Annotated in this window: 13 protein-coding genes; all 13 read left to right on the top strand. The window is 60.7% G+C overall.

Going from position 1 to position 17113, the window contains the following annotated elements; genetic code table 11:
* Positions 1–93 precede the first annotated feature (93 nt).
* The 13 genes from BM344_RS06975 to BM344_RS06915 all read left to right on the top strand — a co-directional run bounded on the left by BM344_RS06975 (position 94) and on the right by BM344_RS06915 (position 17108).
* On the top strand, positions 94–3837 hold the full coding sequence (locus tag BM344_RS06975) for a nitrate reductase subunit alpha (RefSeq protein ID WP_091987593.1): 3744 nt from the start codon (positions 94–96) through the stop codon (positions 3835–3837).
* Positions 3834–5408, top strand: a complete 1575-nt coding sequence (narH, locus tag BM344_RS06970; protein ID WP_091987591.1) for a nitrate reductase subunit beta — start codon at positions 3834–3836, stop codon at positions 5406–5408. The genes BM344_RS06975 and narH overlap by 4 nt, the downstream gene beginning before the upstream one ends.
* 10 nt (positions 5409–5418) lie before the next feature.
* Complete coding sequence (gene narJ, locus BM344_RS06965; protein WP_091987588.1) at positions 5419–6159, top strand: nitrate reductase molybdenum cofactor assembly chaperone; 741 nt, start codon at positions 5419–5421, stop codon at positions 6157–6159.
* 23 nt (positions 6160–6182) lie between these two features.
* Complete coding sequence (gene narI, locus BM344_RS06960; RefSeq protein WP_091990874.1) at positions 6183–6860, top strand: respiratory nitrate reductase subunit gamma; 678 nt, start codon at positions 6183–6185, stop codon at positions 6858–6860.
* A gap of 134 nt (positions 6861–6994) precedes the next feature.
* On the top strand, positions 6995–7801 hold the full coding sequence (locus BM344_RS06955) for a peptidylprolyl isomerase (protein ID WP_091987586.1): 807 nt from the start codon (positions 6995–6997) through the stop codon (positions 7799–7801).
* A gap of 347 nt (positions 7802–8148) precedes the next feature.
* Entirely contained in the window at positions 8149–8898 is a 750-nt protein-coding gene (locus BM344_RS06950; protein ID WP_091987584.1) for a Crp/Fnr family transcriptional regulator, read from the top strand.
* A 42-nt stretch (positions 8899–8940) separates the two neighbouring features.
* A complete protein-coding gene (locus BM344_RS06945) occupies positions 8941–9321 on the top strand; it encodes a putative zinc-binding protein (protein WP_091987581.1) in 381 nt (126 codons plus the stop codon).
* A gap of 36 nt (positions 9322–9357) precedes the next feature.
* Positions 9358–9759, top strand: coding sequence for a ribonucleotide reductase subunit alpha (locus BM344_RS06940; protein ID WP_091987578.1), 402 nt, complete (start codon positions 9358–9360; stop codon positions 9757–9759).
* A 153-nt stretch (positions 9760–9912) separates the two neighbouring features.
* The gene (gene nosR / locus BM344_RS06935) at positions 9913–12012 is read left to right on the top strand and encodes a transcriptional regulator NosR (protein ID WP_091990872.1); all 2100 of its coding nucleotides are present in this window, start codon (positions 9913–9915) and stop codon (positions 12010–12012) included.
* 65 nt (positions 12013–12077) lie between these two features.
* Positions 12078–13973 (top strand): TAT-dependent nitrous-oxide reductase, encoded by a 1896-nt coding sequence (gene nosZ, locus BM344_RS06930; protein ID WP_091987576.1) that lies wholly within the window; start codon positions 12078–12080, stop codon positions 13971–13973.
* Between the two features lie 110 nt (positions 13974–14083).
* Positions 14084–15352, top strand: coding sequence for a nitrous oxide reductase family maturation protein NosD (locus BM344_RS06925; RefSeq protein WP_091987574.1), 1269 nt, complete (start codon positions 14084–14086; stop codon positions 15350–15352).
* Positions 15349–16281 (top strand): ABC transporter ATP-binding protein, encoded by a 933-nt coding sequence (locus BM344_RS06920; RefSeq protein ID WP_091987572.1) that lies wholly within the window; start codon positions 15349–15351, stop codon positions 16279–16281. Before BM344_RS06925 ends, BM344_RS06920 begins: the two co-directional genes overlap by 4 nt.
* The gene (locus BM344_RS06915) at positions 16278–17108 is read left to right on the top strand and encodes an ABC transporter permease (RefSeq protein ID WP_091987569.1); all 831 of its coding nucleotides are present in this window, start codon (positions 16278–16280) and stop codon (positions 17106–17108) included. Before BM344_RS06920 ends, BM344_RS06915 begins: the two co-directional genes overlap by 4 nt.
* Positions 17109–17113: the final 5 nt, after the last annotated feature.

Raw genomic sequence — 17113 nt, 5'->3', positions numbered from 1 at the left:
TTTTACGGTTTTGCTCACACACAATGGTCTCAATTCGAAGCAACGATCCGTCAAACAGGTTGATGGGTTGATGGGTTGATGGAGAGAGAGACCATGAGTCATTTGATCGACAAACTGAACTACTTCAGGAAGAAGCGCGAGCCGTTCGCCAACGGCCACGGCGAAACCCACGAAGTGAGCCGCGACTGGGAAAACAGCTATCGCCAGCGCTGGCAGCACGACAAGATCGTGCGCTCCACGCACGGGGTGAACTGCACCGGCTCCTGCAGCTGGAAAATCTACGTCAAGAACGGCCTGGTGACCTGGGAAACCCAGCAGACCGACTACCCCCGCACCCGTGCCGATCTGCCCAACCACGAGCCTCGCGGCTGCCCCCGTGGTGCCAGCTATTCCTGGTACATGTACAGCGCCAACCGCCTGAAGTACCCGCTGATGCGCAAGCACCTGATGAAACTCTGGCGTGCGGCGAAGGTGGAACACCAGGATCCGGTCGACGCCTGGGCCTCGATTGTCGAGGATCCCAAGAAAACTGCCGAGTACAAGCCCCGTCGCGGCATGGGTGGCTTCGTTCGCTCCAGCTGGGACGAGGTTAACGAGCTGATCGCCGCCTCCAACGTCTACACCGCCCGCAAGTACGGCCCGGACCGGATCATCGGCTTCTCTCCGATTCCCGCCATGTCCATGGTCTCCTACGCCGCCGGCAGCCGATATCTGTCGATGATCGGTGGTGTGTGCATGAGTTTCTACGACTGGTACTGCGACCTGCCGCCGGCCTCCCCGCAAACCTGGGGTGAGCAAACCGACGTGCCCGAGTCTGCCGACTGGTACAACTCCGGCTACATCATTGCCTGGGGCTCCAACGTACCCCAGACCCGTACTCCGGACGCCCACTTCTTTACCGAAGTCCGTTACAAGGGCACCAAGACCGTCGCCATCACCCCGGACTACGCGGAAGTCTCCAAGCTGTCCGACGAGTGGCTGAACCCGAAGCAGGGCACCGACGCGGCACTGGGCATGGCCATGGGCCACGTAATCCTGAAAGAGTTCCACGTCGACAAGCCCAGCGAGTACTTTACCGACTACGTACGCCGCTACACCGATATGCCCTACCTGGTCATGCTGGAAGAGAAAGAGGACGGCAGCTTTGTGCCGGGCCGCTTCCTGCGTGCCAGCGACCTGATGGATGGACTCGGTGAGGAGAACAACCCCGAGTGGAAGACCATCGCCATTGATGAGGCGTCCGGCGAGCTGACCGCGCCCAATGGCTCCATCGGTTATCGCTGGGGCGAGAAGGGCAAGTGGAACCTCAAGCAGACCGCCAGTGGTAACGACGTCAGTCTCCAGCTGTCCCTGGTCGAGAAGCACGACGACGTCGTCGACGTTGCCTTCCCCTACTTCGGTGGTATCGAGCATGACCACTTCCAGCACGTGGAAATCAAGGATGTCCTTAAGCACAAGCTCGGCACCCGCAAGGTCAAGCTGGCGGATGGCTCCGAGGGTCGCGTGGTAACCGTCTACGACCTGATGGTCGCCAACTACGGCATCAGCCGTGGCCTGGGCGAGGACGACGGTGCCACCTCCTATGACGAAGTGAAGCCCTACACTCCGGCCTGGCAGGAAAAGATCACCGGCGTGCCCGCCGAGAAAGTGATCCGCATTGCCCGGGAGTTCGCGGATAACGCTGACAAGACCAAGGGTCGTTCCATGGTCATCGTGGGTGCCGGTATGAACCACTGGTACCACATGGACATGAACTACCGCGGCCTGATCAACATGCTGATCATGTGTGGCTGTATCGGTCAGAGCGGTGGCGGCTGGGCCCACTATGTGGGTCAGGAAAAACTGCGCCCGCAGACCGGCTGGCAGCCGCTGGCCTTTGGCCTGGACTGGCAGCGTCCGCCCCGGCACATGAACTCCACCTCTTTCTTCTACGCCCACTCAGGCCAGTGGCGCTACGAGAAGCTTGGTGTCGACGAGATCCTGTCGCCGCTGGCGGACAAGTCCAAATTCGGTGGCAGCCTGATCGACTACAACGTGCGCGCAGAGCGCATGGGCTGGCTGCCGTCTGCGCCCCAGCTTAACCGTAACCCGCTGACTATTGCTGCGGAAGCCGAGAAGGCCGGCATGGAAGTGGCCGATTACGTGGCCCAGTCCCTGAAGGACGGCTCCCTGGCCTTCGCCAGCGAAGACCCGGAAGCGCCGGAGAACTGCCCGCGTAACATGTTCATCTGGCGTTCCAACCTGCTGGGCTCCTCCGGTAAGGGCCACGAGTACATGCTCAAGTACCTGCTCGGCACCAAGAGTGGTCTGCAGGGCAAGGATCTGGGCCATGAAGGTGGTGCCAAGCCCCAGGAAGTGAAATGGCACGATGAGGCGCCGGAAGGCAAGCTCGACCTGCTGGTGACCCTGGACTTCCGCATGTCCACCACCTGCCTGTATTCCGACATCGTTCTGCCGACCGCTACCTGGTACGAGAAGAACGACCTGAATACCTCCGACATGCACCCGTTCATCCACCCTCTGACCGCGGCCACCGATCCGGCCTGGGAAGCACGCAGTGACTGGGAGATCTACAAGGGTATCGCCAAGTCCTTCTCCAAGGCCGCGGAAGGCCACCTGGGTGTCGAGAAAGACGTGGTCACTCTGCCGCTGCTGCACGATGCGCCGGCCGAACTGGGCCAGCCGTTCGATGTGAAGGACTGGAAGAAAGGCGAGTGCGACCTGATTCCGGGCAAGACCGCGCCCAACTTCATCACCGTTGAGCGGGACTACCCGAACACCTACGCCCGCTTTACCTCCCTCGGTCCGCTGATGGACAAGCTGGGCAATGGTGGCAAGGGCATCAACTGGAACACCGAGAAGGAAGTGAAGTTCCTGAAGGACCTGAACTACACACACCTTGAGGGTGCCAATGCAGGCCGTCCGAAGATCGAGAGCGCTATTGATGCCGCCGAGGTTATCCTGACCCTCGCCCCGGAAACCAACGGCCAGGTGGCGGTGAAAGCCTGGGCGGCGCTGTCCGAGTTTACCGGCCTGGATCACACCCATCTGGCCACCAACAAGGAAGAGGAAAAGATCCGCTTCCGGGACATCGTGGCGCAGCCGCGCAAGATCATCTCCAGTCCCACCTGGTCTGGCCTGGAAGACGAGCACGTGTCCTATAACGCCGGTTACACCAACGTCCATGAGCTGATCCCCTGGCGCACCCTGACCGGCCGTCAGCAGTTCTACCAGGATCACGAGTGGATGCGCGCCTTCGGTGAAAGCCTGCTGGTGTATCGCCCGCCGATCAACACCAAGACGGTGAGCTACATGATCAACCAGCGCAGCAACGGCAACCCGGAGAAAGCGCTGAACTGGATCACGCCGCACCAGAAGTGGGGTATCCACAGCACCTACAGCGACAACCTGCTGATGCTGACCCTCTCCCGCGGTGGCCCCATCGTGTGGCTGAGCGAGGACGATGCCAAAGAACTGAGCATCGAGGACAACGACTGGATCGAGCTGTTCAACGCCAACGGCGCCATTGCGGCCCGGGCGGTGGTGAGCCAGCGGGTCATGCCCGGCATGGTGATGATGTACCACGCCCAAGAGCGGATCGTGAACATTCCGGGCTCCGAGATCACCGGCACCCGGGGTGGTATCCACAACTCGGTCACCCGGGTGTGCCCGAAACCGACCCACATGATCGGCGGCTACGCCCAGTATTCCTACGGGTTCAACTACTACGGCACCGTCGGCTCCAACCGCGATGAGTTCGTGGTGGTGCGCAAGATGCACAACGTCGACTGGCTCGACGGCGAAGGCAATGACACTGTTCAGGAGGCTGTAAAATGAAAATCCGTTCCCAAGTCGGCATGGTGCTGAACCTGGACAAGTGCATTGGTTGCCACACCTGTTCAGTCACCTGCAAGAACGTCTGGACCAGCCGCGAAGGCATGGAATACGCCTGGTTCAACAACGTCGAGACCAAGCCCGGTATCGGCTACCCGAAAGAGTGGGAAAACCAGGACAAGTGGAAGGGCGGCTGGATGCGCGACAGCTCCGGCAAGATCCGCCCGAAGATCGGTGGCCGTTTCCGGGTGCTGGCGAACATTTTCGCCAACCCCGATCTGCCCCAGATCGACGACTACTACGAGCCGTTTGATTTCGACTACCAGCATCTGCACACCGCGGGCGACAGCAAGCACCAGCCGGTAGCCCGGCCGCGCTCGCTGATCTCCGGCCAGCGCATGCAGAAGATCGAATGGGGCCCGAACTGGGAGGAGATTCTCGGTACCGAGTTCGCCAAGCGCCGCAAAGACAAGAACTTTGACCAGGTGCAGGCGGATATCTACGGCCAGTTCGAGAACACCTTCATGATGTACCTGCCGCGCCTGTGCGAGCACTGCCTTAACCCGGCGTGTGTGGCCAGCTGCCCGAGCGGTGCTATCTACAAGCGTGAGGAAGACGGCATTGTACTGATCGACCAGGACAAGTGTCGTGGCTGGCGGATGTGTGTCTCCGGCTGCCCGTACAAGAAGATCTACTTCAACTGGAAAACCGGCAAATCCGAGAAGTGCATCTTCTGCTACCCGCGGATCGAAGCCGGTATGCCCACCGTGTGTTCCGAGACCTGCGTGGGCCGGATCCGCTACCTGGGCGTGCTGCTGTACGACGCCGACCGCATCGAAGAAGTGGCCAGCGCCCCGGGCGAGCATGAGCTCTATGAGAAGCAGCTGGAGATCTTCCTGGACCCGTTCGACCCGAAAGTGATCGAGCAGGCGAAGAAAGACGGCATCCCGATGAACGTGATCGAAGCCGCCCAGCAGAGCCCGGTCTACAAGATGGCGGTGGACTGGAAACTGGCCCTGCCGCTGCACCCGGAATACCGGACCCTGCCGATGGTGTGGTACGTGCCACCCCTGAGCCCGATCCAGTCTGCCGCCGAGGCCGGCAAGATCGAGTTCGACGGTGTACTGCCGAAGATCGAGAGCCTGCGGATCCCGGTGAAGTACCTGGCCAACCTGCTCACCGCCGGTGACGAGAAGCCCATCGTGCGGGCCCTCAAGCGGATCATGGCCATGCGCCTGTACAAGCGTGCCGAGACCGTGGAAGGCAAAGAGGATCTGCGTGCCCTGGAGGAAGCCGGCCTGAGCAAGGCCCAGGCGGACGAAATGTACCGCTACCTGGCGATCGCCAATTACGAGGACCGCTTTGTGATCCCCACCAGCCACCGCGAGCTGGCGAAGGAAGCCTTCCCGGACGCCACCGCCCACGGCGAGCGCAACGGCTGTGGCTTCAGCTTTGGCGATGGCTGCAACGGCGACAGCAAATTCAACATGTTCGGTGGTCGCAAGCAGACTACCAGCATGGTTCAGAAGCTGGCGACCGTGAAGCAGGTCGATCCGAAACAGCTGCAGGAATAAGGAGGCCGACATGCAACTGCTGAAAGTATTGGCACGGGTGCTTGAGTACCCGAACGAAGAACTCCAGGCCTCCAAAGACGCGCTCACCGCGGCTGTCCTTGAGGATAGCCGGCTGCCCCGGCAGAACAAGGAGCAACTGCTGCGCTGTCTCGACAGGCTCTGCAACGGCGATCTGCTGGATCTGCAGGAAGCCTACGTGGGCACCTTCGACAAGGGCAGGGCCACCTCCCTGTTGCTGTTCGAACACGTACATGGCGAATCCCGTGATCGTGGCCAGGCCATGGTGGACCTGATGGAGGAATACCGCAGCAACGGGCTGGAAATCGACGCAAGGGAACTGCCGGACTACCTGCCGCTGTTCCTGGAATACCTCTCCACCCGCCCCTGGGAGGAGGTCCGGAACTGGCTGGAGGATATCCACCACATCCTGGGCCTGCTGGGCGAGCGCCTGTACCAGCGGGAGAGCTTCTACCACGTGGTGATGGACTCCCTGCTGGTGCTGTCTGGCCGCAAGGCCAACCGTCAGGAGCTGGCGCAGATTGTGGCAGCGGAAGAGCGTGATGACACCCCGGAAGCCCTGGACAAGGTCTGGGAAGAGGAAATGGTGAAGTTTGTTGATGATCAGGGCAGTTCCTGCAGCACCGGCAGCGTGGTTGGTCAGCGTCGCCGGGAGCTTGAGCAGACCCAGACCATTCACCTGAGCGATCAGCTGATGACGGACGCAACGCCCCGTCAGGCAGGACGCGCCTGAGGGCGCAGGAGGAAACGGAAATGATGTCCTATCTGAACACACTACTTTTCGGGGTTTACCCGTATATTGCCATCGCCGTGCTGGTGATCGGCACCTGGGCCCGCTATGACCAGGGCCAGTTCACCTGGAAGGCCCATTCCAGCCAGATGCTGCGCAAGAAGAATATGGTGATGGCCAGCGTGCTGTTCCATGTCGGCGTACTGGTGATCTTCTTCGGCCACCTGGTGGGCCTGCTGACACCGCACGCGCTCTACGAGCCGTTCATGACCCCGGGCACCAAGCAGGTCATGGCCATCGTGGTGGGCGGCATTGCCGGGGTCATGGCCATTATCGGTGGCGGCATGCTCGCCTGGCGCAGGCTGACCGACCCTCGCATCAAGGCCAGTAGCACCTTTGCTGACAACATGATCATTGTGATCCTGGTAGTCCAGCTGGCGCTCGGCCTTTTGACCATCCTGCCCACCATGGGTCACCTGGACGGCAGCACCATGCTCAAGTTCTCCGCCTGGGCCCAGGGCATTGTCACCCTGCAGGGCGGCGTGGCTGGCTACATCGCCGACGTGCACTGGATCTACAAGACCCACATCTTCCTGGGCCTGACCATCTTCGTACTGTTCCCGTTCACCCGACTGGTGCACATGCTGAGCGTGCCGGTGGAGTATTTCGGGCGGAAGTACCAGGTGGTCCGTAAGCGGGCGTAACGGGTGGATTACCGGGAGTGTCGGATTACGCGTGGCGGGCCCACGCTAATCCGACCTACCCGTGCCCGAAAGCAGAAACGTAGGTCGGATTAGGCGAAGCCGTAAACCGACAACCAGATCAAAAGGTAACCATCATGCAACTCATCCCCGTTGGCGACGCCGAAAAACCCAGAAACCAGTTCCCGCCGGTCTATGTGGGCGACACCCTCATCAGCGAAGACGACATCGCCCGGGAAATGCAGCATCACCCGGCCGAAGAAGTCGCCGAAGCCTGGCACGAAGCCGCCCGAAGCCTTGTGATCCGCGAGTTGCTCCTGCAACAGGCAGAGCGCCTCGGCCTGCAGGACGTAGCGGACGAAGAAGACTGCATCGCCCGTGTGCTGGAGCTGGAGCTCAACGTTCCCGACCCCACCGAGGAAGACTGCGAGCGCTTCTACAACGCTAACCCGGCCCGCTTTTGCAGCCCCACGCTTATGGCCGTCAGCCACATCCTGCTGGCCGCAGCCCCGGACGATGTCCAGGAACGCATCCGCCAGGAAGAGGCCGGCCACCAGCTGCTCACCGCGCTGATGGAAGGCCGTTCCCGGTTCGCCGAACTGGCCAAACAGTACTCCGTCTGCGAATCCCGCCATCAGGGCGGCAGCCTCGGCCAGATCAGCAAAGGCCAGACCGTAGACGAATTCGAACGCCCGGTTCTCGCGTTGCAGGAAGGCCTCAACCCGGAACTCATCGAAACCCGCTACGGCTGGCACATCGTCCGCGTAGACCAGCGCATCGATGGCGAGCAACTCCCGTACGAGCACGTCAAACCCCAGATCCGACAGTACCTGAGCGAAAGCGTGACCCGCCGGGCGTTCCGGCAGTACTTGCAGATCCTCGCCGCGGAAACGGGCGTGGAAGGCGTAGATCTGGAGCTTCCGGACTCGCCTCTGATGCAGTAATCGAGACTTCGGCGCTGAAGTCTGGAGGTTGGTGGCCGGTATGGCTTCCCAAAACTGTCTGCAGCCATGGATGGCTGCAGTCAAGCGTCACAGGGAAGTGCCGCAAGGAGCGAGTTTTGGGAAGCCATACCGGCCGCCAACCTGTGCTCCATTGTCAGTGCACCAGGATCAAAGTTCACTGGACGCCTGTGGAACTCAGATTAGTTGGCAACAAAACACATTGAGTTAGATCAATTACTCCCGAATAACCCCCGAACTACCCCCATGGGGGGAGCGCTTTCCGCCCGGTATCCCTCTACTATTTAAAACATGATTTCGAATGCATGAATGTGCAGAGAGGATACGCCATGGCACTCACCCAAACCGCCGAAACCCGCTACGCCAAACCGGTCCTGGTTGCCGTCAACAAACCCTTCGACGACGAAGACGGCCTGCAGGCCCTGCGCAGCCATCCGCTGTTCCGGACCCTGTCTGGCAAAGACGTGCAGCACCTGGTGCAGCAATCCCGACGCATCCGGTTGGGGCATCACCAGCTCCTGTACCGCCAGGACATGCCGGCGCACCATTTCTTCTTTGTGATTTCCGGCCGCCTGCGCCTGTACCGGCTGGATGCATCCGGCATCGACCGAACCCTCGACAGCATCGCTCCCGGCGACTGCTTTGCGGAAGTCATGATCTACGCCGATCCGCCCCGGTACGCTTGCTACGCGGAAGCCCTGAAGTCCAGCGAAGTGCTGATGATTCCGGTGAAGGCCTACCAGGAACTGCTCGAGAGCAACCCCGCATACGCCCAGGCTGCCCTGAGGCACTACGCCAAGCGAGCGGTTTCCCGATTCCATGATCTGGAAATCATGACCGTGCAGAACGCCCGGGATCGGCTCATTCGCTACCTGATCGACCTGCTGCCGAACGGTGCCGAGGAAGGCGGGGAAGTAGAGCTGCCATTGCCCAAGTGCCTGGTGGCATCCCGCCTGGCCATGCAGCCGGAAACCTTCTCCCGGATCCTGGCGGATCTCAAGGCCAACGGCCTGGTACGGGTGAACCGCAGCCGGCTGTTTATTTCCGACCCACAGCGACTGATCGACATCAGCCAGTAATAAACCACAGCAAGCCTCCAGGCTTTTCGGGAAGGAGGACCAGTGACAGCCAGAAAGCAACGACCACTGATCTACTCATGCTCCGGCTGCTCCGATGTGGCACAGCTGGCTAACAACGCGGCGGTGGCGCTCGACCATGCTGGCGAATTCGAGATGTCCTGCATCTCGGGTGTTGGCGGCAAGGTAGCGTCGCTGGTCAAGACCGCCCGCTCGGGCCGGCCCATCACCGTGATTGATGGCTGCCCGCTGCACTGTGCCCGGGCGTGTCTCGAGAACATCGGCGTAGAGCCGGACGACCATGTCCGGCTCTACGACTACGGATTCAAGAAACATTACGGGCAAAGCTACGGTGCCGACGCCGTGGAAGAGGTGTGTGAGGAAGTCCGCAATCGCTCCCGTCAACTCATTGCCCGTAAGGCCTGATTGGCCACGGCCCGACATCGTCAAGGATACTCAACCATGATCAGCAGTTATAAAGACCTTATTCAGGCCTCGCGCAGCCAGCAGGAAGCCCAGCGCCTGCTCTACGTCTTCTGCCGGGCCGAGCTTCCAGACGAAGCTTCTGCTGAGGAAAAGGCCGCGTTCGAGCGCGGCGAGGGCGGCGCCCTCACGCCGGTCATCTGCGTCGACAAGACTCCGGAAGAGGCCCCGGATTTCGGGGCACTGGTGGAAGAATCCCGAGCAACTGGCCAGTCCTGGGACGTTGTGTTCATCGCCGCCATGTCCGGACGGGGCGGCATGGCGCCTTCCACGGATGAAGCGCAGCAGCCGCTGACCATGATGGTGGAGTCCATCCGCCTTGGTCACATTGGCAACTACCTCCCGCTCGATACCCAGGGCAACGCGGTCAGCCTGGGCTGACCGCCATCTATCACCACAGCCAGCCCCGGGTATGCATAAAGAGGTATTTGATTTCCCTCTGGTTTGTCTAGTCTTGGCAGTGTGCGTTCATGCGTTTTGGAGCCCCCAGTGACCGTATTTTCCCGATTGGTAGTTCTGTTGATCCTGTCGCTCATGGCCGGCGGCCTGGTCGCCGCGCCCGTCGGCGAATACCAGCCGGTTGCAGCCCGGCAGGTGGTGCAGAAGGCCATGCCATCCGTGACCAATGTGAGTCCGCGGGAAGGCAATCGCGCCATCCAGGAACTCTATGCCGGCGATGAGTTGGTCGGCTACGCCTACCAAAGTCTCGACTTTGTGCAGACACCGGCCTATTCGGGCAAGCCTCTGAACATTCTGGTGATTCTGGATACCAGCGGAGAAATCGTAACCAGTCATGTGATCGAGCATCACGAACCGATACTGCTGGTGGGCATCCCCGAAGCCAAGCTGCACCAGTTTACCGACCAGTACGTGGGGCTGAAGGCAGATCAGCGGGTGACGGTAGGTGGCACTTCCACCGAACACAAGGTGGCTGTGGATGGCCTGTCCGGGGCTACGGTTACCGTAATGGTGGTCAACGAAGTGATCATGAAGTCCGCCCACCGCGTGGCCGCCGAGCTGGGGTTGGTTGAAAGCCTGAGTAACGCCCGCCCGCCCATGGCCAATATCCAGACCGGCGAATTTCAGCAGAAGAGCTGGCAGACCCTGCTGGGTGAGGGATCGGTGCGTCGCCTGAAACTGACCCGCGGCCAGGTGGACGACGCCTTCAAGGGAACGGCCGCCGAGGGTGTGGATATGGCAGCACCCGAGCAGCGCGAAGAACCCCTGATCGATCTCTACACCGCCTACCTTGACGTGCCCACCATCGGCCGCAACCTGCTCGGGGAGAGCCAGTTCCAGTGGCTGACCGGCGAGCTCAAAGAGGGCGAACACGCCATCGCGGTGATGGCCAACGGTGACTACTCCTTCAAGGGCTCCGGATACGTCCGTGGCGGCATTTTCGACCGGGTCCAGATCCGCCAGTTTGGCGATACCTTCAACTTCCGCGACCTGGATTTCTACCGGCTCAGCGACGTGTACGCCGAGGGGATGCCGGAGTTCAGCGAGATGGCAATTTTCATTATTCGCCAGCAGTACAGCTTTGATCCGGGCACCGAGTGGACCCTGGAGCTTACGGTCAAGCGCCAGACCGGCCCGCTGGACAGCGAATTCCAGGTGTTCCCGCTGACTTATCAACTGCCGGAGCAGTACTACACACGCCCGGAGCCAGTCATGACCGAAGAGGACATGCTGGCGGACCAGCCCATGTGGGTGCAGGTGTGGTACCAGCGCGAATTCCAGATTGTGGTGCTGGGCATTGGTATCGGTGTACTGCTCTTCATCCTTTTCTTCCAGGACTGGCTGGTGAAGAAGCCGAAGATCATGCGCTGGATCCGTCACGCCTTCCTGACCTACACCCTGTTTTTCATCGGCTGGTATGCCATGGGGCAGTTGTCCATCGTCAACGTGCTGACCTTCGTTAACAGCCTGATCAGTGGTTTCAGCTGGAAGACCTTCCTGATCGACCCGGTGATTTTCATTCTCTGGGCCGTTGTCGCCGGCATCATCCTGTTGTGGGGGCGGGCGGTGTACTGCGGCTGGCTGTGTCCGTTCGGCGCACTGCAGGAACTGCTGAATGAAATTGCCCGCAAGCTGAAAGTGCCCCAGTACACCGTCCCGTTCCCCGTGCACGAGCGGCTGTGGGCCATCAAGTACATCATCCTGCTGGTGCTGTTCGGGGTGTCGCTGGATTCCATGGCCACCGCCGAGCGCCTGGCCGAGGTGGAGCCATTCAAGACCGCCATCACCCTGAAGTTTGACCGCAGCTGGCCCTTTGTCACCTACGCGGTGCTGCTGCTGGTGGTCAACCTTTTTACCCGCAAGGTGTTCTGCCGGTACATGTGCCCACTGGGCGCAGCGCTGGCGCTGCCCAGCAAGCTGCGGGTGTTCGACTGGCTCAAGCGGCGCAAGGAGTGTGGCAACCCTTGCCGGCTGTGTGATCACGAGTGTGAAGTCCAGGCCATTCACCCGGACGGGCACATCAACTACATGGAGTGCCATTACTGCCTGGATTGCCAGATGACCTATTTCGATGACCACAAGTGCCCGCCGCTGATCGTCAAGCGACGCGGCAAGCGCCGTGGCCATAACGCACCCGGCCATCCGGAGGAGATTCCGGTGGTGCAGGTGACGTGAGCAGTCCCGCAAGAAGAAAGCATGAGAAGTAAAACCGCCATTACCAACAGATGGAGTTGGATGTTATGAGAAAGAAAGATGATCTGATCAAGGGCTCACCGGCGCTTCCGGAAAGTGGCCAGAGTCGTCGCCGCTTCATGGGCGCTGCCGCGCTGGCCGGCGTTGCCGGTGCCACCGGTTTGGGTTCAGCCGTGATGTCGCGGGAAGCCTTCGCGGCTGCTGCCGAGGAAGCCCGCAATAACTGGTTGATTCACCCCGGCGAACTGGATGAATACTACGGCTTCTGGAGTGGTGGCCATTCCGGCGAGGTGCGTGTGCTGGGCGTGCCCTCCATGCGCGAACTGATGCGGATTCCGGTGTTCAACGTGGACTCCGCGACCGGCTGGGGACTCACCAACGAGAGCAAGGAGGTCCTGGGAGACAGCAGCCGTTTCTCCAACGGCGACAGCCACCACCCGCACATCTCCATGACCGACGGTCGTTACGATGGCAAGTACCTGTTCATCAACGACAAGGCCAACACCCGCGTGGCCCGGATCCGTCTGGACATCATGAAGTGTGACAAGATCACCACCATCCCCAACGTTCAGGCCATTCACGGCCTGCGGCTGCAGAAGGTGCCGAAAACCAAGTACGTCTTCTGCAACGCCGAGTACGTGATTCCGCATCCCAATGATGGCAGCGACACCAGCCTTGAGAACAGCTTTACCATGTTCAACGCGGTGGACGCGGAGACCATGGAGGTGGCGTTCCAGGTCATTGTGGATGGCAACCTCGACAACACCGATGCCGACTACACCGGCAAGTACGCCTGTGCCACCTGCTACAACTCCGAGAAGGCGTTGGATCTGGCTGGCACCATGCGCAACGATCGCGACTGGGCGGTGGTATTCAACATTGCGCGCATCGAGCAGGCGGTCAAGAACGGCAACTACAAGACCCTCGGCGACTCCAAGGTGCCGGTCCTTGACGGCCGCGAAGGCTCCGAGTTCACCCGCTACATTCCGGTGCCGAAGAACCCCCACGGCCTGAACACCTCGCCCGACGGCAAGTACTTTATTGCCAACGGCAAGCTGTCACCGACCGTGTCCATCATCGCCATCGACAAGCTGGACGATGTGTTCGACAACAAGATTGAGCCGCGGGATGCCGTGGTGGCCGAGCCGGAGCTGGGCCTCGGGCCGCTGCACACCACCTTCGATGGCCGTGGCAACGCCTACACCACGCTGTTTATCGACAGCCAGGTGGCGAAGTGGAACATCGCCGATGCCATTCGCAACTATAACGGCGAGAAGGTGGATTACATCCGCCAGAAGCTGGACGTGCACTACCAGCCGGGCCATAACCATGCTTCGTTGACCGAGTCACGGGACGCGGACGGCAAGTGGCTGGTGGTTCTGTCGAAGTTCTCGAAGGACCGGTTCCTGCCGGTGGGTCCGCTGCATGCGGAGAACGACCAGTTGATCGATATCTCCGGCGAGGAGATGAAGTTGGTGCACGACGGTCCAACGTTTGCTGAACCCCACGACTGCATCCTGGTGCGTCGGGACCAGATCAAGACGAAGAAGATCTACACCCGTGATGATCCGTTCTTTGCCACCGCACGGGCCCAGGCCGAGAAGGATGGCGTTACCCTGGAGGCCGATAACAAGGTGATCCGTGACGGCAACAAGGTGCGCGTTTATATGACGTCGATCGCGCCGCAGTACGGGATGACCGAGTTCAAGGTGAAGCAGGGCGATGAGGTGACGGTGTATGTGACTAACCTGGACACCATCGAGGACGTGACCCACGGTTTCTGTATGGTGAACCACGGTGTGAGCATGGAGATCAGTCCGCAGCAGACGGCTTCGGTGACCTTCAAGGCGGATCGTCCCGGGGTGCACTGGTACTACTGCAACTGGTTCTGTCATGCGCTGCATATGGAGATGCGTGGGCGCATGATTGTTGAGAAAGCCTGATCCATTGAGGTTGTTGCCGGGGCCCGGTGCTTGGGCCCTGGCAAGCCCTCTTCCATCGATTTGCTCGAAGCATGGTGCAGTCCTCTAATTTCCTTTTTTGAGAAACGTTGATGTATCGAAAACTGCGTTATGGAGTGGCCCTGACAGTCGCTCTGTTTTCGCTGACCGCGCAAGCGGAACTGCAGGCCACACTGGATGCTCTGGAGCCGGGAGCATCGTTTGAACTGCCCGCTGAGCAGCTTTCTCCACTGGTTATCCGGGTGGCTGACGTATCTGTGTCCTGCCAGGCCGGGACTGTGATTGACGGTGGCGGGCAGGGGAATGCCGTGGAAATTCAGGCCGAGAGGGTGACGTTGTCCGGGTGCGAGGTGCGCAACTGGGGCGGCGACCTGAACGAACTGGATGCCGGGATTTTTGTGGGTCGTGAGGCCAAGGGCGCCGTGGTGGAGAACAACCGGCTACAGGGGCCCGCGTTCGGGATCTGGCTTGATGCGACGCCCGATGTGACGGTGCGTGATAACCGCATTCGTGGGGATGCGTCGATACGGTCCCAGGATCGGGGCAACGGGATTCACCTGTTCAATACTACCGGGGCGCTGATTGAGGGTAACGACATTCGTGAGACCCGGGACGCGATCTACATCGAGACTGCCAATAACAACATCATCCGCGATAACGAGATGTCGGATCTGCGTTATGGCATTCATTACATGTACTCGATGAATAATCTGCTAGAGGGAAATGTGACCCGTCGTACCCGCACCGGCTATGCGCTGATGCAGAGCAAGCGTTTGCGGGTGCTCAACAACCGGTCAGTGAACGATGCCAATTACGGCATTCTGATGAACTTCATTACCCAGTCCGAGGTGCGGGGCAATGTGGTGACCGGGGTGTCCCAGGGTCGCTCGGCAGGCGTGGCCATTGACGGAGCCGAGGGCAAGGCGGTGTTTATCTATAACTCCCTGTACAACACGTTCGAGGGCAATGTGTTTGCCGACAGCGACATTGGTATTCACCTGACCGCCGGTTCGGAGGACAACGAGGTGTTCGGCAATGCTTTTGTGAACAATCAGCGCCAGGTGAAGTATGTGGCCACCCGGACCCAGGACTGGTCGAAAGGAGATCGGGGCAATTTCTGGAGTGATTACCTGGGTTGGGACCGGAACCAGGACGGGATTGGTGATGTGCCCTACGAGCCCAACGACAACGTCGACCGGCTGTTATGGAAATACCCAGAAGCCCGGGTACTGATGTTCAGCCCGGCAGTGGACACACTGCGCTGGGTGCAGGATGCCTTTCCGGTGGTCAAGTCCGCCGGAGTCGTCGATTCCCACCCCCTGATGCGGCTGCCCGCAGTGCTTCAAACGGAGATCCGATGAGCTGCTTTCAACTGGACAATGTCAGTTACCGGTACGACAAGAGCCCTGTGCTCACGGGCATTGATCTGAGACTTGAGCCCGGAGAGATTCTCGGGCTGTTTGGCCACAACGGCGCGGGTAAGACCACGTCGATCAAGCTGATCCTTGGTCTGATGTCGCCCGAGCAGGGAACGGTGTCGGTGCTGGGGGGGCAGGCCGGCGACCCGGAGGTTACCCAGCACATTGGTTACCTGCCTGAGAACGTCATGTTCTATCCGCAGCTCACCGGGCGCGAAATTCTCCGTCACTTTACGCGTCTCAAGGGCGCCGACCTGCGTCAGGTGCCGGATCTGCTGGAGCAGGTGGGTCTGAGTGATGCCATGGACGCCCGCACCAAGACCTACTCCAAGGGCATGCGTCAGCGTCTGGGCCTGGCCCAGGCACTGCTGGGAAAGCCCCGGTTGTTGATGCTGGACGAGCCCACCGTGGGGTTGGATCCGGTGGCCACGGCGGATCTGTACCGGTTGCTGCGGACCCTTCGGAACGAGGGAACCGGCATCGTGCTCTGTTCCCATGTTCTGCCAGGTGTTGAGCCTTACATCGATCGGGCGGCCATCCTGACCGGCGGCGCCCTGCAGGCGGCGGGGGATCTGACGGCCCTCAGGCGGCAGGCCAATATGCCGGTGACCCTCTCTCTGGAGCCTGCCCATGATGTCTCTGCGCTGGAGCGGGCCATCGACCGGGCCGGTCGCTTCAATGGCCTGTTGGTAAAGGCGGATAGCGGTCGCCTGCGGGTGGATGTGCAGCCCCGGGAAAAAATGCCGCTGCTGCAGGCGCTCTTCGCCTCCGGCGAGCTGGCCGATGTGAGTATTCACCAACCCAGTCTTGAGGATATCTACGTGCACTTCATCGGCAGCGGCGGCCTGGCCCATCGCGGAGGCAAGTCATGAACAGTATCTGGACCATTGCCCGCAAGGAGCTCAGCGACAGCCTGCGCAACCGCTGGCTGGTGGCCATTGCTCTGGTTTTCGCCACCCTGGCCCTGGGGATTGCCTGGTTCGGGGCCGCCGCTTCCGGGCAGGTGGGCTATGCCTCCACACCCGCCACCATTGCCAGTCTCGCGAGCCTGGGCATCTTCCTGATCCCGCTGATCGCATTGCTGCTGGCCTACGATGCCATTGTCGGCGAGGAAGAGGGCGGCACCCTGCTGTTGTTGCTGACCTATCCCCTGAGTCGAAGCGAGTTGCTCCTGGGCAAATTCCTGGGCCATGGCCTGACCCTGGCCCTTGCCACGCTGATCGGATTTGGTGTGGCCGGCGTGGCCATCGCCCTGCTGGTGGATGAAGTGACCATCACTAGCCTCATGGCAGCCATGCTGAGGTTCATAGCCTCCACCGTGTTGCTGGGCTGGGGGTTCATTGCGCTGGCCTACCTGATCAGCGTTCGCGTTGGCGAAAAACCGGTCGCGGCCGGGCTGGCGCTGGCCATCTGGTTCTTCTTCGTACTGATCTTCGACCTGCTCCTGCTGGGCACTCTCGTGGCCAGCGAAGGCCAGTTCAGCGCCGAACTGCTGCCCTGGCTGCTGATGCTCAACCCCACCGATATCTACCGCCTGCTCAACATCGTCGCCTTCGGCGACAGCGGCCAGATGACCGGCGTGCTCAGCCTTGGGACCGACCTTCCCGTCGGCGCTGCCGGCTTATGGGTTGGTCTGGTGCTCTGGTTTGTTGTGCCACTGGCTGGCGCTCTCGCGCTTTTCCGAAACCGCCGTATCTGAACGGA

It is taken from the genome of Marinobacter gudaonensis (assembly GCF_900115175.1).
Taxonomy (GTDB): Bacteria; Pseudomonadota; Gammaproteobacteria; order Pseudomonadales; family Oleiphilaceae; genus Marinobacter; species Marinobacter gudaonensis.
The sequence above is the reverse complement of the archived record's forward strand: the minus strand, read 5'-3'. Positions and strand labels throughout refer to the sequence as shown.